This is a genomic window from Methylophilus sp. OH31, from assembly GCF_000576615.1.
Lineage (GTDB): Bacteria > Pseudomonadota > Gammaproteobacteria > Burkholderiales > Methylophilaceae > Methylophilus.
Window position 1 is genome coordinate 116,454 of sequence record NZ_BAUS01000004.1, and the last position, 20,897, is coordinate 137,350.

The following is a 20,897-nucleotide window of genomic DNA, read 5'->3' on the forward strand; positions in this document are numbered from 1 at the left end:
TTTTGCCATCACTTAAGCGGCGGCACGTTGTTCAATAAACGTGGTGTTGGCTTGTGCTTGTGTGCCGATCTCGATTTTGCGTGGCTTCAAGGCCTCTGGGATTTCACGCAGCAGGGCAATGGTTAACAGGCCGTTTTCAAGGTTGGCTCCGGTCACTTTGACATGGTCAGCCAACTGGAACTTGTGTTCAAAATCACGCGTGGCGATACCACGGTGCAAAAAGGTGGTTTCCTGCTCCCTTTTCGCTTTGCGGCCAGTCACACGCAAAGCCTGATGTTCGGTTTCGATTTCCAACTCGTCCTGCTGGAACCCGGCGACGGCCATCACAATTTTGTAGGCGTTTTCGTCGACCAGTTCGATGTTATAAGGCGGATAGCTGATTTCGTTTTCACTACGCTGGTTTTCGTTGAGCATTTTAGCCAAACGGTCAAAACCAATCGCGGTTCTGTAGAAAGGGCTTAAGTCATAAGTACGCATGGGTTGATCCTTTTAAAAATAAAGCGATTAACATGATTCACAGACCTTAAACTGCAAGCATCTGTATGTTCAATATGGGAATTCGCTTTATTTTTTCAAGGGTCAGCGGACTAAATACCCAAGGTCTCCGTCCAGGCCAAGGCATCCATATGACACTGGTTCACTTTGTCTGGATTCAATTGCAGCAAGGATGCCAGTTGCAAGATTTCTTCATTATTGGCGTCTTCGCAAGCTTCAGTCAGTTTGAGAAACGGCCCAAAAATACCTTCACGTTTGGTCAAGGCATCCACAATCGGCTCTGGCAGTTGCAGTTTCTCCAGTACATTATCCATCGGCACTTTCAGCATCACATCCAGTAATGAAAACACACCGACCACAAATAAATTGTCACGGTCACGCTTATCAAAAAAGGGCTCACCTAACAACTCGGTCAAGCGTCCACGCGTGATCGAAGTTTTCATCAGGGCAGGGGAGCTGGTGTTATTGCCTGCCGTCACCATCAATAACGTTAACCAGCGATAGAGCTGGTTACGGCCTAAAATCGTCAAGGCATGATTAATGGACTGCACCTCGCAGGACAAACCAAAACCAACCGAGTTAATGTAACGCAGCAGTTTGTAGCTCAGGGTGGTGTCTCGCTTAAATCCATTTTCAATGGTTTTGTTGTCTGCTTCCTGGCTCACCAGGTTCAATAAATGCAGTACGCCATCAAAGCTGGGGTTAATGACCTTGCTGTTGAGGTTTTCCGGTTTAGCGTAAAAATAGCCTTGAAACTGCTGGTAGCCTGCGTCCAGCAAGCTGCTGAATTGTGCATTTTGCTCAACTTTTTCTGCAATTAAGCTGCAACCGGAAGCCTGATATTTTTTCAGCCACAGCGTGGCCTGGGCAATATCGACGTCACGCATATCCAGCTTGATGTAATCCGCATATGGAATCAGCGCTTCCAGCTGCGGGTGATGTTGCGGGTTATCCAGCGCAATTTTGAATTTATTTGCCTTTAACTCACCGCAGCGCGCGATGATTTCAGGCGTGACTTGCACGGTGTGCACAACCTCAAGCACTGTTTTTTCTGCCGGCATCAACTCCAGAAATACACTGTTAAGCATGACATGATCAACGTTGATAAAAGCCAGTTGCTGCCCCAACAGCCAGCTTTCGTGCATCTCATCAATCGTGGTTGAGAGGATTTTGGCGCAGGTTTGAATATCCTCTTCAAAAGGCGCATTGCTGCCATTGCTATCGTTCCTGAAAAAGAACTCATAGCCGATAATCTGTTGTTGACTGTTAACAATCGGCTGGCGGCCGATAATACTGTGTTGCGACGTGGTCATGACTGCCTTCCTGATGAGCATCTAAGATCAGTATAAGGGAAACTGGTCGTTTTCTTATTCGAAAAAAGCCCCGATTATCGGGGCTTTTTAGGTCTTTATCGCTTATTCTACGGTCACACTCTTAGCCAGGTTACGCGGTTTATCCACATCCGTGCCTTTAAGCAAAGCAGCATGATAAGCCAGCAGTTGCACCGGAATGGCATGCAAAATAGGCGAGAGTACACCCACATGGCGGGGTGTTCGTATCACGTGTACGCCTTCAGACTCTTTAAAGTGACTGTCGGCATCAGCAAACACAAATAACTCGCCACCACGTGCTTTGACTTCCTGCATATTGGATTTTACTTTTTCCAGCAGAGCGTCGTTAGGGGCGATGACCACCACCGGCATATTGCTATCAACCAGTGCCAACGGGCCATGTTTCAACTCACCGGCCGGATAGGCTTCGGCGTGTATGTAGGAAATCTCCTTGAGTTTGAGCGCACCCTCCATCGCGATCGGGAAGTGCACGCCACGTCCCAGGAACAAGGCATGGTCTTTGTCGCCGAAACGATGTGCCCATTCACGGATTTGCGGTTCCAGATTCAACGCAATCTGTACGCCGCCTGTTAGCTGACGCAGATCGGATAAATATTGCTGCTCTTGTGCCTGACTGAGTAAGCCACGTGCTTTGCTTAATGTTACTGCCAACACAAATAGCGCGATCAGCTGTGTGGTGAACGCCTTGGTACTCGCCACACCGATTTCAGCGCCGGCACGGGTGTAGAAAATCAATGATGAAGCGCGGGGAATCGCACTTTCCTGCACGTTACAAATCGCCAGGCTGTGCGCGTGGCCCAGTTTCTGCGCGTGCTTAAGCGCTTCCATGGTGTCCAGCGTTTCGCCAGACTGCGAAATCGTGACTATCAGCTGTTTAGGATTAGGCACAGATTCACGGTAGCGGTATTCACTGGCAATCTCCACGGAGGTCGGAATTTTTGCGATGCTTTCCAACCAGTATTTTGCGGTGAGGCCGGCGTAATAACTGGTGCCTGCCGCCAGGATTAATACACTGTCAATTTGAGAAAATACGGCAGCCGCTGATTGGCCGAACAACTCACTCCTGAACGCGCCATCGTCAATCAGGGCTTCAATGGTGTCACTAATCGCACGTGGTTGCTCATGGATTTCTTTTTGCATAAAGTGGCTATATGGGCCCAACTCTAGTGAGGCCAGTGACACATCACTCATATGCACTTTGCGTTCAGCCACTTCGCCACGTTTGTCTACAATCACCACGGCATCCGTCTGCAAAGTAGCCACATCACCGTCTTCCAGGTAGATTACTCTACGGGTCGCAGACAAAACAGCTGAGACATCAGAAGCGACAAAATTTTCGCCATCACCGAGGCCAATCAACAAAGGACAGCCGAGACGGGCAACGACCATTTGTTGGGGGTGCTCCAAAGCAATCACGCTGATTGCATAAGCGCCTGTCAGCTCTGCAATCGCCTGTTTGACCGCCGTGAACAAGTCATGGCTTTGCTGGTAATAATAATGCACCAGATGGGCAATGACTTCGGTATCGGTTTGTGAATAAAACTGATAGCCCAAGGCCTTTAAACGGTCACGTTGTTCGTCATGGTTTTCGATAATGCCATTATGTACCACGGCAATTTGCGCCTGGTCTTGCCCAGGGGAGACATGCGGGTGTGCATTTTGCTCGGTGACGCCACCATGTGTGGCCCAGCGCGTATGGCCGATGCCAACATGGCTATGCATGCCTTGTGCTTTTAACTGCAACTCAGCCACGCGACCAACCGCGCGTGCGCGCTCTATGGTTTGATTAAGCACGGCAATCCCGGCCGAATCATAGCCGCGATATTCGAGCCTGCTTAAGCCCTCGATCAGGAGTGGAACGATATTTCTATTGGAGACCGCACCGACAATGCCGCACATACGCTTATTTTTTCACCTTTTGTGGACGTTTCCATCCCTGAATTGACCGTTGTTCCCGCGCACGGCACAGCGTTAAGCTATCTGCCGGCACATCTTTGGTAATGGTTGAGCCTGCTGCAATCGTTGCCCCACGGCCCACAGTCACTGGCGCAACTAATTGGGTATCGGAGCCGACAAACACATCATCTTCAATGACGGTTTTATGTTTGTTCGCCCCGTCATAATTACAAGTGATCACACCGGCACCGATATTCACATTGGCACCAATGCTGGCATCACCAACATAAGTCAAATGGTTAACTTTGCTGCCGACGCCCACCGTGGCATTTTTGATTTCAACAAAATTGCCGACATGTGTCTCTGCGGCTAACTGCGTACCAGGGCGTAAACGCGCAAACGGGCCGACTCTGCTGCCCGCGCCGACCTTGGCATCATCAATATGCGTAAATGCCGCCAGGCGTGCGCCTTTGGCGATCACGGCATCCTTAATCACGCAATGCGGACCAATCTGTACATCATCTTCAAGCGTGACCTGACCCTCAAAGACACAGTTCACATCAATCAACACATCGCGGCCGCATTGTAATGCGCCGCGGATATCAATACGCTGCGCATCCAGCAAGGTCACGCCTTGTGTCATCAGAACATTTGCCTGACGCAGCTGGTACTCACGCTCGATTTGCTGCAAATCGAGTTTGGAGTTAATGCCGGTGACCGACCAGGCATCGGCGACCACATGAGGCAACACCGCACTGCCTTCCTTGACGGAGAGGGCGATGATATCGGTTAGATAATATTCCTGTTGCGCATTCTGGTTGCTGATATTAGCCAACCAATGTTTCAACTGTGCATTCGGCATCGCCATAATGCCGGTATTCACTTCCTGTATCGCGCGTTGCGCTACGCTGGCATCTTTATGCTCGACGATCGCGACGACTTCGTTGTTGTCATTACGCACAATACGGCCATAACCGCTGGGGTCTGCCTTGATAAACGTCTGCACCACCAGGTGCTGATCGGCTTGCGTCAACATGTCACGGCAAGCCGCCACATCGACCAATGGCACATCCCCTAAAAGAATGAGTGTTTTACCATGTTCAGGCAAGGTGGGCAGGGCTTGTTGTACCGCATGGCCAGTGCCCAGTTGTTCTGCCTGCAATACCCATTGCAGGTCATCGCCTGGCGTCTGCTGCTGTACTTGTTCGCCGCCAAAGCCATACACCACCGTGATGGTTTGTGGATTTAGCTGACGTGCCGCGTCAATCACATGATGCAGAATAGGCTTACCGCCCACCGCATGCAGCACTTTGGGCAGGTCTGATCGCATGCGTGTGCCTTTACCCGCGGCGAGAATTACGATATTCAAATCAGTCATGCTGTTATTTTATCTCAGAAACAAAAAAGGCGGCTCGAAAGCCGCCTGTTTTATTGCCAGACTCCACAGGAATCTAGTGCACAGATTTACGCAATTTCTGGATTGCCTGGATTTGTGCGATCGCTTCTGCCAATTCAGCCTGGGCAGCTGCGTAATCGATCTCTGAAGAACGGTTACGCAATGCTTCTTCTGCGGCTTCCTTAGCTGCGATGGCTTTTGCTTCATCCAGATCCTGGCCACGAATCGCTGTGTCTGCCAGCACTGTTACCAGTCCTGGTTGTACTTCCAGCATGCCGCCGGAAATATAAATCACAGTTTCTTCTTGCTCGGCAGTTTGCTTGATACGCAATGCGCCTGGCTTGATGGTGGTAATCATCGGTGCGTGATGTGGATAAATACCCACTTCACCTGCGCCAGCTGGTGCAACCACAAACTCGGCTTCACCAGAGAAGATGGACTCTTCGGCACTCACAACATCGATATGCACTGTATTTGCCATAATGTTCTCTTTTCTATATCACTGAAGATTTGTGATGCAGGCAGATATTTAAACCCGCCCGCACAAACAACGATTAGTTCAGTGTTTTAGCCTTTTCAACCGCTTCTTCGATACCACCAACCATGTAGAATGCTTGCTCTGGCAAGTGATCGTATTCACCAGCCACAATCGCTTTAAAGCCTTTGATGGTTTCTTTCAGTGGCACGTATTTGCCTGGCGCGCCAGTAAACACTTCAGCCACGTGGAAAGGTTGTGACAGGAAACGTTGGATTTTACGCGCGCGGCCTACTGCCAATTTGTCTTCTGGAGACAATTCGTCCATACCCAGAATCGCGATAATGTCACGCAACTCTTTGTAGCGTTGCAGTGTTTGTTGTACAGAACGCGCAACTGAGTAGTGCTCTTCGCCAACTACCAGTGGATCCAGTTGACGTGAAGTAGAGTCCAGTGGGTCAACCGCTGGGTAGATACCCAGGGAAGCGATGTCACGTGACAACACAACAGTAGAGTCCAAGTGTTGGAAAGTCGTTGCTGGTGATGGGTCAGTCAAGTCATCCGCAGGCACGTAAACCGCTTGGATAGAAGTAATAGAACCGACTTTAGTAGACGTAATACGCTCTTGCAAACGGCCCATTTCGTCAGCCAGGGTAGGTTGGTAACCTACGGCTGAAGGCATACGGCCCAGCAACGCAGATACTTCAGTACCAGCCAAGGTGTAACGGTAGATGTTGTCCACGAAGAACAACACGTCACGGCCTTCGTCACGGAATTTTTCAGCCATGGTCAAACCAGACAACGCTACGCGCAGACGGTTGCCTGGAGGCTCGTTCATCTGACCGAACACCATCGCTACTTTGGACTCTTTCATGTTGTCCAGCTTGATGACGCCTGCATCTGCCATTTCGTGGTAGAAGTCGTTACCTTCACGGGTACGCTCACCTACACCAGCAAATACGGACAAACCGGAGTGCTGTTTAGCGATGTTGTTAATCAGTTCCAGCATGTTAACGGTCTTGCCTACACCCGCACCGCCGAACAGACCCACTTTACCGCCTTTAGCAAACGGGCAAACCAGGTCAATCACCTTGATGCCTGTTTCCAACAGGTCAACAGATGGTGACAGCTCTTCAAAAGCCGGGGCTTTCTGGTGGATAGAACGGAACTCGGTAGAGTCGATTGGACCCACTTCATCGATTGGGCGACCCAATACGTCCATGATACGGCCCAAAGTACCTTCACCCACTGGTACAGAGATCGCTGCACCCGTGTTTTTGAATGCGGTACCACGTGCCAAACCGTCAGAAGAGCCCATGGCAATGGTACGGACCACGCCGTCGCCCAATTGCTGTTGCACTTCCAGTGTCAAACCGGCTTCTGCATTGCTGTCTTTTGCATCAATAATCAATGCATCGAATACTTTAGGCATTTGATCGCGTGGAAATTCCACGTCAACCACAGCGCCAATACACTGCACTACTTTACCTGTTACTGCTTGATTTGCCTTTGCCATTTTCTTTTCCTAACTGTATGAGTCAGATCTAATTGAATTCTTTCACGATGCTTTTAACGCACGCGCCTTAGGAGGAGACTGCTGCCGCACCGCCGACGATTTCTGAAATCTCTTTGGTAATCGCTGCCTGACGGGCTTTGTTGTATACCAACTTCAGCTCACCAATCACGCTCTTCGCGTTATCAGAAGCAGACTTCATCGCCACCATACGGGCAGATTGCTCGGACGCCATGTTTTCGGCCACTGCGTTGTAAATCAGTGATTCGATATAACGTGTCATCAACTCATCCACCACTGGTTTTGCTTCAGGCTCATAGATGTAATCCCAATGGCCATTCGGGCTGCCCAATTGCTCACCGGTCAATGGCAACAATTGTTGCATGGTCGGCTCTTGCTTCATGGTGTTGATGAATTTGGTATAGCAGATGTAAAGCTGATCAATTTCACCGGCAATGTACGCATCCAGCATGACCTTGATGGTGCCGATCAGCTTTTCCAGATGCGGAGTATCGCCCAAACCGGTGATATGGGATTTCACCTGCGCGCCGATACGGTTCATAAAGCCGTAGCCTTTGTTACCGATCGCACTGACACTGATGCCTTTGCCTTCAGCTTCCCATGCTTTCATCTGGCTCAGCGACAAACGTAATACGTTGGTATTCAAACCACCGCACAGGCCTTTATCTGAACTGACCACAATCAGGCCGACATTTTTCACCACGTCGCGTTTAATCAAAAACGGATGACGATACTCGGATTGTGCAAAGGAGAGGTGAGCCGCCACGTTACGGATTTTATCCGCGTAGGGGCGGGAAGCACGCATTCTGTCCTGCGCTTTACGCATTTTAGAAGCAGCTACCATCTCCATCGCCTTGGTGATCTTGCGTGTATTTTCTACACTCTTGATCTTGGTTCTAATCTCTTTACTACCTGCCATATTAGGTTCCTAAGTCGAAGTGTCAGAGATTAATAAGCGTTGGTTGCTTTGAAATCTTGAATCGCAGCTTCCAATGCTTTCTCGTTATCACCGCTCAGATCTTTGCTGGACTCGATAGCATCAATGATGTTCTTGTACTTGGAGTTCAGGAAACCATGCAATGCATTTTCAAATGCCAATACCTTGTTGGTTGGCACGTCATCAAAGAAACCTTTGTTCGCTGCAAACAAGCTTACGCCCATGTTTGCCACGTTCAATGGCGCGTATTGTGCCTGTTTCATCAACTCGGTAAACATACGACCGCGGTCCAGCTGTTTACGGGTAGCTTCGTCCAGATCAGAAGCAAACTGCGCAAACGCAGCCAGTTCACGATATTGCGCCAAAGCCAGACGTACACCACCGCCCAGTTTTTTGATGATTTTAGTTTGTGCAGCACCACCCACGCGAGACACAGAAATACCGGCGTTGATCGCAGGACGAACACCCGCGTTAAACAAGTCAGTTTCCAGGAAAATCTGACCATCGGTAATCGAAATCACGTTGGTTGGTACGAATGCAGACACGTCACCGGCTTGAGTTTCAATTACTGGCAATGCAGTCAATGAACCTGTTTTACCTTTAACTTCACCGTTGGTGAATTTCTCAACATACTCTTCGTTCACACGAGCAGCACGCTCCAACAAACGTGAGTGGATGTAGAACACGTCACCTGGGTAAGCTTCGCGGCCTGGTGGGCGGCGCAGCAACAGGGAAATCTGACGGTAAGCAACCGCTTGTTTGGACAAGTCATCGTAAACGATCAATGCATCTTGGCCACGGTCACGGAAGTATTCACCCATAGTACAACCGGCATAAGGCGCCAGGAATTGCAGGGCAGCGGAGTCAGAAGCAGAAGCCGCAACGATAATGGTGTAAGCCATCGCGCCGTGCTCTTCCAGTTTACGTACCACGTTGGCAATGGTTGAAGCCTTTTGGCCAACCGCAACGTAGATACAAGTCATGTTCTGACCTTTTTGGTTGATGATCGCATCAACGGCAACAGCTGTTTTACCAGTCTGACGGTCACCAATGATCAATTCACGTTGGCCACGACCAACTGGAACCATGGAGTCGATAGACTTCAGGCCAGTTTGCACTGGTTGTGACACAGATTTACGTGCAATCACGCCTGGCGCAATTTTTTCAATTTTGTCAGTCAGCTTGGCGTTGACCGGACCTTTGCCATCAATAGGCTGACCCAGCGCGTTCACTACGCGACCAATCAGTTCCGGGCCCACTGGCACTTCCAGAATACGGCCTGTACATTTACAGGTATCGCCTTCTGTAATGTGCTCATAATCACCCAATACCACGGCACCTACGGAGTCACGCTCCAGGTTTAATGCCAAACCGAAAGTGTTGCCTGGAAACTCAATCATCTCGCCGGACATCACGTTAGACAGGCCATGGATACGCACAATGCCGTCTGTTACGGAAATCACGGTACCCTGAGTACGGGCTTCCGCAGAAGTAGAGAAGTTTTCCAAACGGCTCTTAATGAGCTCGCTAATCTCTGATGTAGATAACTGCATTTAATTCTCCTATGCCTTATGCTGTGAGCGTATAGGCTAAATTTTGTAACTGACCTTGGACAGACGCGTCGATAACGGTGTCGCCAACAATAATTTTGATGCCGCCGATGATTTCCGGATCTACGGAAACGCTTGCTTCAATTTTCTTGCCGAACTTGGCTTCCAGACGTTTTACCAAATCTTTAGTTTGCGTTGCCGTGATTTTGGCAGCGGCAATGATTTGTGCGTCCAAGGTGCCTTCATCTTGCGCTTTCAAAGCCTCAAAAGCTTCAGCAATGGCAGGCAATAAGGATAAACGGCCATATTCAACCAAGGTCTTGATCAAATTCTGACCATGCTCGTTAAGATTGTCGCCACAAACCTTGAGAAATGCGGCTTCAACATCAGCGGCATTCAGTTTAGGGTCATCAATCAGGGTTTTCATTTGGTCATTTGCTGCGACTGCCGCGGCCAATGCCAACATTTCAGACCATGTTGCCAATGCCTTTTTTTCTTTGCCGAGCTTGTAAGCAGCAACAGCATAAGGCCTTGCAATGGTTGAGAGTTCAGCCATGTTTTATCCCTTTTACCTTAAAGTTCCGCAGCGAGTTTAGCCAACATTTCGCTGTGTGCTTTAGCGTCAATCTCTTTACGCAGGATTTTTTCAGCACCGGCTACGGCCAATGTGGAAACCTGTGCGCGCAAACCTTCTTTGGCACGGTTCACTTCCTGATCGATTTCAGCTTTGGCACCGGCAATAATGCGATCACCTTCAGCTTTGGCATTACCCTTGGCTTCATCAATGATTTGAGCGGCGCGTTTTTCGGCTTGCCCAATGATCTCAGTTGCCTTTTGTTTGGCCTCGTTCAGTGTGGTTTCAGATTTTTTGGCAGCCACTTCCAGGGCACTTTTGCCTTCCTGGGCAGCAGCCAAACCATCTGCGATCTCCTTTTGGCGCGCTTCGATCGCTGTTAACAGCGGCGGCCAAACGAATTTCACCGTGAACCAGATCAACACTGCAAATGCGATAGCTTGCGCGATGAGTGTGAAATTAATATTCATTTTGGATCCATCATACTGATTGGTTGAAAGGTTTAAGTCACACTTAAACCCTACCGGGCGGTATTTACCGAGTAAAAATTACTTAGCAACAACGCTCAACAATGGGTTTGCAAATGCAAACATCATTGCCAGACCAACACCAATAATGAAAGAAGCGTCGATCAGACCCAACAGAAGGAATACTTTACCTTGCAGGGCTGGGATCATTTCTGGTTGGCGAGCAGCACCTTCCAGGAAACTTGCACACATGATACCAATACCGATACAAGCGCCAGCGGCACCCAAACCAATGATCAAACCGATACCAACGCCTGTGTAGGCTTGAATCAATGCTAATGCTTCCATTTAATACCCTCTCTTATAAAGAATTAAAAACAACTACAAAGTTAAAAACTAGTGTGACTCATGCGCCATGGCCAGGTAGACCACAGTCAGCATCATGAAAATAAACGCTTGCAATGCCACAATCAGGATGTGGAAGATAGACCAGCCAGCTCCCAGAATGGCACCAAACACGGTTCCGCTCAGGCCTGTGGCAGCCCACATACCCAACAGCAAGAAGATGATTTCACCGGCGTACATGTTACCGAACAGACGCAATGAGTGAGAAAGTGGTTTTGAAACGTATTCAATCAGGTTAAACAGGAAGTTGGCAGGCCATACCAGCGGATTGCTGCCGAATGGTGCACAGAACAGTTCGTGGATCCAGCCACCCAGGCCTTTAGCCTTGATGGAGAAGAAAATCATCAGGAACCAGACAGCCAATGCCAGCGCAAAGGTGGTATTGATATCAGAAGTAGGGACGATACGCCATTTTGCGTGTTCGCCACCGAAGAATGACACGATACCAGCCACCCAGTCGACCGGCAGGAAATCCATGGAGTTCATCGCCAGCACCCAAATAAAGACAGTCAGAGCTGTTGGGGCAATAAATGAATGACGGTCGCCGTGGAAAATGTTTTTGACTTGATCATCGACAAAACCAAACACCAACTCAACAAAGGCCTGACGCTTGCTCGGCACGCCAGCGGTTGCACCGCGTGCCACCCACCAGATCAAACCCATGACCAGCAAACCCAGGACAACAGAGGTCAACAAGGTGTCGTAGTGCAACACCCAGAAGCCTTCAGAGGCAGTATTGCCGTTAACGCCCTGAGCATTAAAGCTCAAATGGTGCGCGATATATTCAGAAGGGGTGAGTTCTACGTTTTGTGCGTGTTCAGTTGTCATATCTTCAAACTATTTTTAAATTAACGTGTCTACACATCCACTTGTGATTTTGCCAGTGCTGCGCCAGAAAACAGCGCCGCGGCCGCCAAACCAGCAATCAGTGCAAAGGGCACCAATGCCTGGTACAGCTTGAAAACCACAAACAGGATAATCGCGATGATCAATATTTTTACTGCTTCTGCCTTGAGTAAATTTAGCAACACTGCCGTGGGGTCTGTTTTTGAACGACCTTTTTCTGCAATTCTCGCTGCAAACCATGCACCGATGACCACAGAAAAACCACCCATTAATGCAGATAATGCAGCCGTTAAACCACCAACCGCATAGGCAATCAACGTGACAGCCGCCGTCGCCATGAGCTGCCAGCGCAGCACATTGCTATAGAGCGACATGCCAGCCGCAGTGTTTTGTTGACCACTCATGGGGTTAGACCGCTAAAATTCAAGGCAAAATACTACAAAGACGCGAGATTTTGAATTATTCACTCGCCGAAGTCAAGCACCAAACAGGACTTAACTGTCTGAATGTTTGGGAAAAATCTGCTTTCGGATGGCTTATGTGCGATTTAACTTACGATTTCAGGCGATTATCGGTCAGTTTCGCTATCCAATCGTCCAGTTGATCGAGGTTTGAAAAGCTCAGCTTTAATACACCAGCGCCGCTTGCTTTACTGCTAATCGCAACCTCGGCACCCAATTGCTCGCTGAGTTGATTTTGCAAGGAAGCGACATCGGGATGCACCGCTTGCTTGGCCTTTTTACCTGTGGCGGGCTCAGATTGAATCAGGCGCTCCACTTCGCGCACAGACAAACCATCCTGTACCACTTTATTGGCCAGCAGGATTTGCTGTGCCGGCTCACTGCCAACCAGCGCCCTGGCATGGCCCATATCGATTTGATTATCCAGCAGCATGTCTTGCACCATCGGCGTCAAGGTAAGCAGGCGCAACAAATTAGAGACCGCCACACGTGAGCGGCCAACGGCGGCAGCGGCTTTTTCATGCGTCATATCAAACTCATCAATCAAACGTTTGATACCCATGGCTTCTTCCAACGGATTCAGGTCTTCACGCTGGATGTTTTCAATCAACGCCATTGCCAGCGCAGCTTCGTCAGCAATCTCACGCACTAACACCGGCACTTCTGTCAGGCCGGCTTTTTGCGAAGCGCGCCAACGACGTTCACCTGCAATAATCTCAAACTTGTCTGCTGCAATTTCACGCACCAGAATAGGCTGCATAATGCCTTGTGCCGCGATCGAGTCCGCCAGCGTTTGCAGCGCCTCCTCATTCATGTATGAGCGAGGCTGATATTTACCCGGTTGCAACTGACCAACGGGCAGGGTGCGCAAGGTATCTGACTGGGCAATCGTTTCCGTGTCGCCTGATAACAATGCGTCGAGTCCGCGTCCAAGTCCTTTGGGCTTTACCATGCTGCTACTTCCTTTAATCTGTCTGTAAAAATTGTGATTTTTATTGCTACTGTTTTTGGATGATTTCCTGCGCCAGCTCCAGATAGGCTTGCGCACCTTTGGAAGAGCGATCATACAGCAACACCGGCATACCATAACTTGGCGCCTCGGCCAGCCGCACATTTCTCGGCACAATGGTTTGGTACACTTTTTTGCCGAAATGACTGACCAGTTGCGCCGACACCTGCTGTGCCAGCATATTGCGATTATCAAACATGGTGCGCAACAAGCCCTCTATCTCAAGCACAGGGTTTAAGTGAGCACGCACTTTCTTGACGGTATTGACCAAATCTGACAAGCCCTCAAGCGCATAGTATTCACACTGCATGGGAATCATCACCGAATGAGCGGCGGTTAAGGCATTCACAGTCACCAGGTTCAGCGAAGGCGGGCAGTCTAGCAGGACATAATCGTAGGCATCATCACCCAATTTAAGGATGGCGTTTTTTAAACGCGTTTCGCGGGCCATCTCATTCACCAATTCAACTTCAGCCCCTGCCAGGTCACGGTTAGAGGGAGCAACGTCAAATTTGGCAGCTTCGGCGTGGATCACCACCTCTTGCATGGTTTTATTACCAATCAGCACCTGGTAAATACTGTCTTTCAAGTGCGTCTTGTCAATACCACTCCCCGTACTGGCATTGCCTTGTGGGTCCAAATCAACCAACAATACTTTTTTGCCATGCTCTGCCAAGCTCGCAGAAAGATTGACGCAGGTGGTTGTTTTACCAACACCGCCCTTTTGGTTGGTGATTGCGATTATTTTCATTATGTATTCTCAAACACAATTAAATGCCGTTCTGCCTGCAGGTTTGGCACCTGCAAACGAATGACTTCTTTAGGTAACACCGCAGCCTGTTGCATTTCATCGGTTGGCACTACCCCCTTCATCGCCAACCAACGGCCATGCGGCGCCATCAAATGCGTCGTCAACTGCTTAAACAAAGCAATATCGGAAAAAGCACGCGAGATAACCTGCGTAAAAGGCGAGGGCGGTTGAAAAGCCTCCACCCGACCATGTACCACCTGCGCATTCGATAAGCCCAATTCGGCTTTTACCTGACGCATGAAGATCGCTTTTTTTTGCACCGTATCTATGGTCGTCACCTGCACATCTGGCCGCGTGATCGCAACCACCAAACCAGGCAAACCACCACCACTGCCCACATCCAGCAAATTTCCAGGCTGAATATAAGGCAGCACACTCAAACTATCCAGCAAATGCAAAACCAGCATTTCTTGCGGATCGCGCACCGCGGTCAGGTTATATACCTTGTTCCATTTTTGCAGCAAAGCCAGATAAGCCAGACACTGCGCCTGCTTTTCCGCCGTCACAACAGATTGTAAACCAAGTGCCTCCACCCCGGCGGCTAATTGCGGCAACAAATCACTTATCATGCTGCTGCAATATCGCCCGACTGGCTTTGTTTTTTATGTTTACGCTTCAGATACACCAGCAACAAGGAGATGGTCGCTGGCGTAATACCCTGTATGCGACCTGCCTGCCCAATCGTTTCCGGCTTTTGCGCCAGCAACTTTTGACGCGCCTCATTACTCAGGCCATGCACGTCATTGTAATCGATAGCATCACCCAGTTTAATATTCTCGCTATTTTTCTGACGGGCAATCTCTTCGTTCTGCCTGTCAATATAGCCTTGGTACTTGGCAGCAATTTCAACTTGTTCCAACACATCTTCAGCGAGCACTTCTGGTGCTGGCACCAAATCCAACAGCGATTGATAAGCAATTTCTGGACGACGTAATAATTCGAACAATGAATACTCATGCTCCAGAGGCTTACCAAAAACGGCTACCTGTGTTTCACGTGAAACAATTTTATTTTGGCCTGCAGGTTGACCGTTATCCGGCTGCAAAAATGTACGCTTCAACCTGGCTTGTTCACGTGTAACCGCTTCCTGCTTCTTACAGAATGCTTCCCAACGCACATCATCTACCAAACCGAGCTCGCGACCTTTTTCTGTCAAGCGCATGTCCGCATTATCTTCGCGCAATTGCAAACGGTATTCAGCACGACTAGTAAACATACGGTAAGGCTCATTTACACCGGTGGTAATCAGGTCGTCCACCAACACACCTAAATAGGCTTGCTCACGGGAAGGGCACCAACCCTCTTTGTCTTGTGAAAATAACGCCGCATTTGCACCCGCTAATAAACCCTGGGCTGCCGCCTCCTCATAACCAGTCGTGCCATTGATTTGACCGGCAAAAAACAGGCCGCGAACAGCTTTGGTTTCAAGAGTCGACTTCAAGCCTCGCGGGTCATAATAGTCATATTCAATAGCGTATCCGGGGCGCAAGATATGCGCACCCTCCAAACCACGAATAGATCGCACCAGCGCCAACTGAATATCAAATGGCAAGCTGGTAGAAATGCCGTTTGGATAAATTTCGTGTGTGGTTAGCCCCTCAGGCTCCAGAAACACCTGGTGTGATTCCTTATCCGCAAAACGATGAATCTTATCTTCCACAGAAGGGCAATAGCGTGGCCCCACACCTTCAATCACCCCCGTGTACATCGGAGAACGGTCCAGGCCACTACGGATAATGTCATGTGTCTGTTGGTTGGTGTGCGTAATCCAGCAAGGCAGTTGTTGCGGGTGCTGTGCGGCATTCCCCAGGAAAGAAAACACCGGCACCGGCGTATCACCAGGTTGTTCGGTCATGACACTATAATCAATCGAGCGACCATCAATACGGGGTGGGGTGCCGGTTTTCAGGCGACCGGCCGGGAGGCCAATTTCACGCAAGCGCGCGGCGAGTGAGATGGCTGGCGGATCTCCGGCGCGACCGGCGCTGTAATTTTGCAGGCCAACATGCACCAAACCACCCAAAAACGTACCGGCCGTCAACACAACCGACTTTGCGTAAAAACGCAGGCCAATTTGCGTGACAACACCTGCAGCCCGATCGCCCTCGAGAATAATGTCATCGACCGCCTGCTGGAACAGCCATAAATTAGGCTGATTTTCCAGGCGGTGCCGAATCGCTGCTTTATAAAGGATACGATCTGCCTGCGCGCGCGTGGCACGTACCGCCGGACCCTTGCTTGAGTTCAAGATACGAAACTGTATGCCACCTTCATCCGTCGCAGCTGCCATGGCACCACCAAGCGCATCTACCTCTTTCACCAGGTGGCCCTTGCCGATGCCGCCAATAGAAGGGTTACAGGACATTTGTCCCAATGTTTCAATGTTATGGCTTAACAACAGCGTTTTCTGCCCCATACGGGCAGCCGCCAGCGCAGCCTCGGTACCGGCATGGCCGCCACCCACCACAATGACATCGAATCGATCAGGAAAGTCCATCATAAATAATCTTGAACTGTTTGATTTAAAAAGAATTGTGATTTTAGCGTAAACTAATCAAATGGTCATTTAATTCGCTGCTTTGATACACTTGTTCCATGCTTTAATACAAAGTTATTACGGTTTAATACAAATCAATTACAAGCAGGCCATATTTACTTAACATAAAAAGAATAGAATTTTTTCAAAACAACCAAGGAGCTCTTACCATGAAAATCAAAACAATTATTGCTACATTCGGGGTCTTGTTTTCTGTACACGCCATGGCTGATGTGACTAATGCCGAAAAACTGGTATACAAGTACACCAACATCGCACACTCCGCCAACTCAATGTACGAAGCACCTTCTATTACAGACGGTAAAATTTTCTTTAACCGCAAATTCAAAACACCTAGCGGTAAAGAAGCGGCATGTGCCTCATGCCACACCAATAATCCAGCTAACGTCGGCAAAAACATTGTGACCAACAAAGAGATCCCACCGTTGGCACCACGTGTGAACACCAAACGCTTTACTGACCTTGATAAAGTAGAAGAAGAGTTCACCAAACACTGCAACGACATTCTGGGTGCTGATTGCTCTCCTTCAGAAAAAGCCAACTTTATTGCTTATCTGTTAACAGAAACCAAACCTAGCAAATAATTCAAATGCTGCGGTATGTCTGGGATCCTTTCATCAGGATCTTCCACTGGTCTCTAGTGGCGGCGTTTGGGTATGCTTTTTATACCCACGCCTCCATGTGGGATCGGCTACACCATGCTTACGCGGGCTATGTCGCCGGTACATTAATCGTTGCGCGTATTATCTGGGGCCTTATTGCTACAGGTTACGCCAACTTTCACAGCTTTCCATTAAATCCGGTCTGGGCTGCGAAATACCTGTTTAAGCTACTCAAAGGCACTGCCAGACACTATATTGGCCACAACCCCACTGGCTCAATTGCTATTTATGCCATGCTGGGTTTAGGAATTGTTGCCGTAGGCTCTGGTTGCATTGTGTATAACAGCGGCTGGGGCTTTATTGATGACGATATGGCGCAGGTACTGCATCACTATGCAACCTGGACTTGGCTGGCAGTGGTGGTGGTGCATGTATTGGGTGTGATTTTTGAAAGCTTTATTCATCACGACAACCTGATCTGGGCCATGATCACCGGTTGTAAACGGGTGTGTAGTATTGATGAACGGTTTGATCAACACAATACGCCATTCCCTCGAAAAAAAACCCGCTAATGCGGGTTTTTATTTGCCAATACAAAATCGACTAAAAATCTCACCGAGCAAATCATCTGGGGTGAATTCACCGGTAATCAACCCTAGCGCTTCTTGTGCACAACGCAACTCTTCTGCGACCAATTCAGCCGCATGCATTTGTAACATTGCCAGGTCTAAATGCTGCTCAACTTCTGCAAGTGCTTGCAAATGACGCGCCCTGGCCATAAACACACCTTCACCACCAGGCTGATAACCCACAATCTCTAGCAGCGTTTTTTGCAGGCTGGCAATACCATCACCTGTCTTGGCCGATAAAAACACGTGCTGCTCATTTTCACGTTTTTCAATGCGCGATGTTTCACGTGAAACATCTATCTTGTTATGCACCCAGACTTTTTTCACTTCTGCTGGCAATTTGTGCAAAATAGCCTTTTCCTGATCGCCAATGCCATGTTGGCTATCCACCAACAATAAAGCGACATGTGCAGTTTCAATCGCCTTCCAGGTGCGAGCAATACCCACTTGTTCCACCGTATCTTCCGTATCACGCAAGCCAGCAGTATCAATCACATGTAAGGGTACACCCTCAATCTGGATGACACTTTTAATGGTATCGCGCGTGGTACCAGCTATCGGCGTCACAATCGCCACCTCTTCACCTGACAGGGCGTTCAACAAGCTGGACTTACCTACATTAGGCTGCCCAATGAGTACGACATTGATGCCTTCGCGCAACAAGACGCCTTGCTTGGCTTGGTGAAAGATATGTTGCAAGGCGGCCTGATTCGCCTGTAACTTTTCCAGCACCCGGCCCTGGGTGATGAAATCAATCTCTTCTTCAGGAAAATCCAGGCAAGCTTCAACATACATGCGTAAATCGACCAGTTGTTGTAACAAGGTCTGTATGGCTTGTGAAAACTCGCCCGAGAGAGAACGTACAGCACTGCGTGCAGCTTCTACGGTTGCCGCATTAATCAGGTCAGCAACAGCCTCTGCTTGTGCGAGGTCAAGCTTGTCGTTTAAATAGGCACGTTGGGTAAACTCACCGGCTTGTGCATGACGGGCGCCGCATTCTATGCAACGTGCCAGCAATATTTGCATCAATGCTGTACCGCCATGTGCCTGCAATTCAAGCACATCTTCACCGGTATAAGAGTGTGGATTAGGGAAATAGATAGCGATACCACGGTCAATCAACGTAGTATCGGCTTGCAAAAAAGGCAGGTAAGCCGCATGCCGTGGGGCAGGGCAGTGACCGAGGATTTGTGTGGCGATATCTGCGGCCAACGGCCCAGATACCCGCACCACACCAATACCACCTGCACCAGGCGCCGTTGCAATGGCGGCAACGGTGTCAGTGCTTAAGGCGAGCTGATTATTTGCCATGCCCTTTTTTTGCCACAGCTTCAGCATGAATCATGCGGTTGATCGCCCATTGCTGCCAGATAGACAGAATATTGTTCACCAACCAATACAACACCAGGCCCGCCGGGAAGAAGAAGAAGAAAATACTAAATGCGACTGGCATGATTTTCATTACTTTGGCTTGAATCGGATCCGTTGGCGGCGGATTCAAAAAGGTTTGAATAATCATGGTCGCACCCATGAGCACTGGCAATACAAAGTAGGGGTCAGTCGCTGATAAATCCTGAATCCAGCCAAAGAAAGGCGCATGGCGCAACTCAACTGAACCCAGCAACACCCAATACAGTGAGATGAATACCGGAATCTGTACCAAAATAGGCAAGCAACCACCCATCGGGTTGATTTTCTCGGTACGGTACATTTCCATCATGGCTTGTTGCAACTTTTGCTTGTCATCGCCAAATTTATCTTTGAGAGACTGCATCTTAGGCGCCATTTCACGTAAATGCGCCATATTGCGATAGCCAGAAGCAGACAGTTTAAAGAATGCGGCCTTGATCAGAATGGTCAGTACAATGATGGCAATGCCCCAGTTTTTCACCAGTTCGTGAATATGGGTCAACAACCACATCAGAGGTTTGGCAATCACGGTCAGAATACCGTAATCCACCACATACTCCAGACCAGGCGCAGCAGCTGCCAGGTCATCCTGGGCTTGCGGACCACTGAACAGTTTCGCATCTACCATTTTACTGCTACCGGCCGCAATTTCACCGACAGGCAAAATAGTACCGATAGAGAAATCATGCTCACTCAGCTTGGTAGTGTAGAACTTGCGCTCAGCGGTGGATTGCGGCACCCAGGCGCTGACGAAATAATGTTGTACTAAACCTACCCAGCCATCTTTGGCATTAATCGACACATCCTTCTTGGCCATTTCATCAAATTTGACCTTGTTGTATTTGTCTGCCTCAGTAAAGTAAGCGCCGCCAGTGAACGTCGGCATCATTTTAGAGCCCTGGTTAGACTCATTATCATGAATAATCTGGTAATACACAGAAGGTGAAATCGCTTTATCGCTGTTGTTTTTGATTTCATACTGCACATCGATCAGGTATTGACCACGGTGAAAGCGGTACACCTTATCCACAGCCACACCATTGGTTTCTGGCGCAGTTAAACGCACTTCCAATGTGTCCTGGCCTTCTTGCAGGCTGTAATTAGTCTCAGCCGCCGTAAACGTTACATAATGCGTAGGTAAGCCATCCCCTTTTAAACCGGTTTGTGCCACATACAATTTATCTGCACTGGCATCACTCATGAGCTCATAAGGGCCGGAGTTGTCATCGGCCTTATGCTCCAGCAAGGATAATTGACGCAGATCGCCACCCACCGTATCAATCACCGCCGCATAACGGTCTGTTTTCACAGCAATGCGTGTACCCTGGCTGAGTTTAAAACCATTTTCCTGTGGTTTGTCAGCAGGCGAGGTTTGCATTGCCTCTTGCTGTGCAACTGGCGCAGGTGCGTGTTGCTGCTGCCAAGCGTCCCATAGCAACATAATGGAGAAGGAAAAGATCACGAACAGAATTAAACGGCGAGTATCCATAA

The 20,897-nt window shown here is 49.1% G+C and carries 21 protein-coding genes; 2 read left to right on the plus strand and 19 right to left on the minus strand.

Going from position 1 to position 20,897, the window contains the following annotated elements; all coding sequences use genetic code 11:
- Window positions 1-12: 12 nt before the first annotated feature.
- The 17 genes from OH31_RS07145 to mnmG all read right to left on the minus strand — a co-directional run bounded on the left by OH31_RS07145 (window position 13) and on the right by mnmG (window position 16,705).
- A complete protein-coding gene (locus OH31_RS07145; protein WP_019880755.1) occupies window positions 13-477 on the minus strand; it encodes an Hsp20 family protein in 465 nt (154 codons plus the stop codon).
- A gap of 110 nt (window positions 478-587) precedes the next feature.
- Window positions 588-1,808 carry an EAL and HDOD domain-containing protein gene (locus OH31_RS07150; protein WP_024930191.1) on the minus strand — a complete coding sequence of 407 codons (1,221 nt, stop codon included), beginning with the start codon at window positions 1,806-1,808 and terminating at the stop codon, window positions 588-590.
- Between the two features lie 102 nt (window positions 1,809-1,910).
- Window positions 1,911-3,746, minus strand: coding sequence for a glutamine--fructose-6-phosphate transaminase (isomerizing) (gene glmS, locus OH31_RS07155; protein ID WP_024930192.1), 1,836 nt, complete (start codon window positions 3,744-3,746; stop codon window positions 1,911-1,913).
- Between the two features lie 4 nt (window positions 3,747-3,750).
- Window positions 3,751-5,121 (minus strand): bifunctional UDP-N-acetylglucosamine diphosphorylase/glucosamine-1-phosphate N-acetyltransferase GlmU, encoded by a 1,371-nt coding sequence (gene glmU / locus OH31_RS07160; protein ID WP_024930193.1) that lies wholly within the window; start codon window positions 5,119-5,121, stop codon window positions 3,751-3,753.
- 73 nt (window positions 5,122-5,194) lie between these two features.
- Window positions 5,195-5,620: a F0F1 ATP synthase subunit epsilon gene (locus OH31_RS07165; RefSeq protein ID WP_019880759.1), complete on the minus strand. Its 426-nt coding sequence runs from the start codon at window positions 5,618-5,620 to the stop codon at window positions 5,195-5,197.
- Between the two features lie 73 nt (window positions 5,621-5,693).
- On the minus strand, window positions 5,694-7,130 hold the full coding sequence (gene atpD, locus OH31_RS07170) for a F0F1 ATP synthase subunit beta (protein WP_019880760.1): 1,437 nt from the start codon (window positions 7,128-7,130) through the stop codon (window positions 5,694-5,696).
- A 67-nt stretch (window positions 7,131-7,197) separates the two neighbouring features.
- Window positions 7,198-8,067 carry a F0F1 ATP synthase subunit gamma gene (atpG, locus tag OH31_RS07175; protein ID WP_019880762.1) on the minus strand — a complete coding sequence of 290 codons (870 nt, stop codon included), beginning with the start codon at window positions 8,065-8,067 and terminating at the stop codon, window positions 7,198-7,200.
- A gap of 29 nt (window positions 8,068-8,096) precedes the next feature.
- Window positions 8,097-9,638, minus strand: a complete 1,542-nt coding sequence (gene atpA, locus OH31_RS07180) for a F0F1 ATP synthase subunit alpha (RefSeq protein WP_024930194.1) — start codon at window positions 9,636-9,638, stop codon at window positions 8,097-8,099.
- A gap of 16 nt (window positions 9,639-9,654) precedes the next feature.
- Complete coding sequence (locus OH31_RS07185) at window positions 9,655-10,191, minus strand: F0F1 ATP synthase subunit delta (RefSeq protein ID WP_019880764.1); 537 nt, start codon at window positions 10,189-10,191, stop codon at window positions 9,655-9,657.
- Between the two features lie 17 nt (window positions 10,192-10,208).
- The gene (locus tag OH31_RS07190) at window positions 10,209-10,679 is read right to left on the minus strand and encodes a F0F1 ATP synthase subunit B (protein WP_019880765.1); all 471 of its coding nucleotides are present in this window, start codon (window positions 10,677-10,679) and stop codon (window positions 10,209-10,211) included.
- A 78-nt stretch (window positions 10,680-10,757) separates the two neighbouring features.
- Window positions 10,758-11,024 carry a F0F1 ATP synthase subunit C gene (atpE, locus tag OH31_RS07195; RefSeq protein WP_018987204.1) on the minus strand — a complete coding sequence of 89 codons (267 nt, stop codon included), beginning with the start codon at window positions 11,022-11,024 and terminating at the stop codon, window positions 10,758-10,760.
- A 48-nt stretch (window positions 11,025-11,072) separates the two neighbouring features.
- Window positions 11,073-11,909, minus strand: coding sequence for a F0F1 ATP synthase subunit A (gene atpB / locus OH31_RS07200; protein ID WP_019880766.1), 837 nt, complete (start codon window positions 11,907-11,909; stop codon window positions 11,073-11,075).
- Between the two features lie 29 nt (window positions 11,910-11,938).
- Window positions 11,939-12,331, minus strand: coding sequence for an ATP synthase subunit I (locus OH31_RS07205; RefSeq protein ID WP_019880767.1), 393 nt, complete (start codon window positions 12,329-12,331; stop codon window positions 11,939-11,941).
- Window positions 12,332-12,479: 148 nt separating this feature from the next.
- Window positions 12,480-13,340: a ParB/RepB/Spo0J family partition protein gene (locus OH31_RS07210; protein WP_019880768.1), complete on the minus strand. Its 861-nt coding sequence runs from the start codon at window positions 13,338-13,340 to the stop codon at window positions 12,480-12,482.
- A 46-nt stretch (window positions 13,341-13,386) separates the two neighbouring features.
- Window positions 13,387-14,148, minus strand: a complete 762-nt coding sequence (locus OH31_RS07215) for a ParA family protein (RefSeq protein WP_019880770.1) — start codon at window positions 14,146-14,148, stop codon at window positions 13,387-13,389.
- Window positions 14,148-14,777 (minus strand): 16S rRNA (guanine(527)-N(7))-methyltransferase RsmG, encoded by a 630-nt coding sequence (gene rsmG, locus OH31_RS07220; protein ID WP_024930195.1) that lies wholly within the window; start codon window positions 14,775-14,777, stop codon window positions 14,148-14,150. The genes OH31_RS07215 and rsmG overlap by 1 nt, the downstream gene beginning before the upstream one ends.
- Entirely contained in the window at window positions 14,774-16,705 is a 1,932-nt protein-coding gene (gene mnmG / locus OH31_RS07225) for a tRNA uridine-5-carboxymethylaminomethyl(34) synthesis enzyme MnmG (protein WP_024930196.1), read from the minus strand. Before mnmG ends, rsmG begins: the two co-directional genes overlap by 4 nt.
- A 209-nt stretch (window positions 16,706-16,914) precedes the next feature.
- Here mnmG and cycA point away from each other — a divergent pair, with 209 nt between their 5' ends.
- A complete protein-coding gene (gene cycA, locus OH31_RS07230) occupies window positions 16,915-17,349 on the plus strand; it encodes a cytochrome c'' (RefSeq protein ID WP_019880773.1) in 435 nt (144 codons plus the stop codon).
- A gap of 5 nt (window positions 17,350-17,354) precedes the next feature.
- Window positions 17,355-17,939 (plus strand): cytochrome b/b6 domain-containing protein, encoded by a 585-nt coding sequence (locus OH31_RS07235; RefSeq protein WP_081755135.1) that lies wholly within the window; start codon window positions 17,355-17,357, stop codon window positions 17,937-17,939.
- Between the two features lie 9 nt (window positions 17,940-17,948).
- Here the strand turns inward: OH31_RS07235 and mnmE are convergent, their stop codons facing one another.
- Both mnmE and yidC read right to left on the minus strand, forming a co-directional pair.
- Complete coding sequence (gene mnmE / locus OH31_RS07240; protein ID WP_051502160.1) at window positions 17,949-19,334, minus strand: tRNA uridine-5-carboxymethylaminomethyl(34) synthesis GTPase MnmE; 1,386 nt, start codon at window positions 19,332-19,334, stop codon at window positions 17,949-17,951.
- Window positions 19,297-20,895, minus strand: coding sequence for a membrane protein insertase YidC (gene yidC / locus OH31_RS07245; RefSeq protein ID WP_024930199.1), 1,599 nt, complete (start codon window positions 20,893-20,895; stop codon window positions 19,297-19,299). Before yidC ends, mnmE begins: the two co-directional genes overlap by 38 nt.
- Window positions 20,896-20,897: the final 2 nt, after the last annotated feature.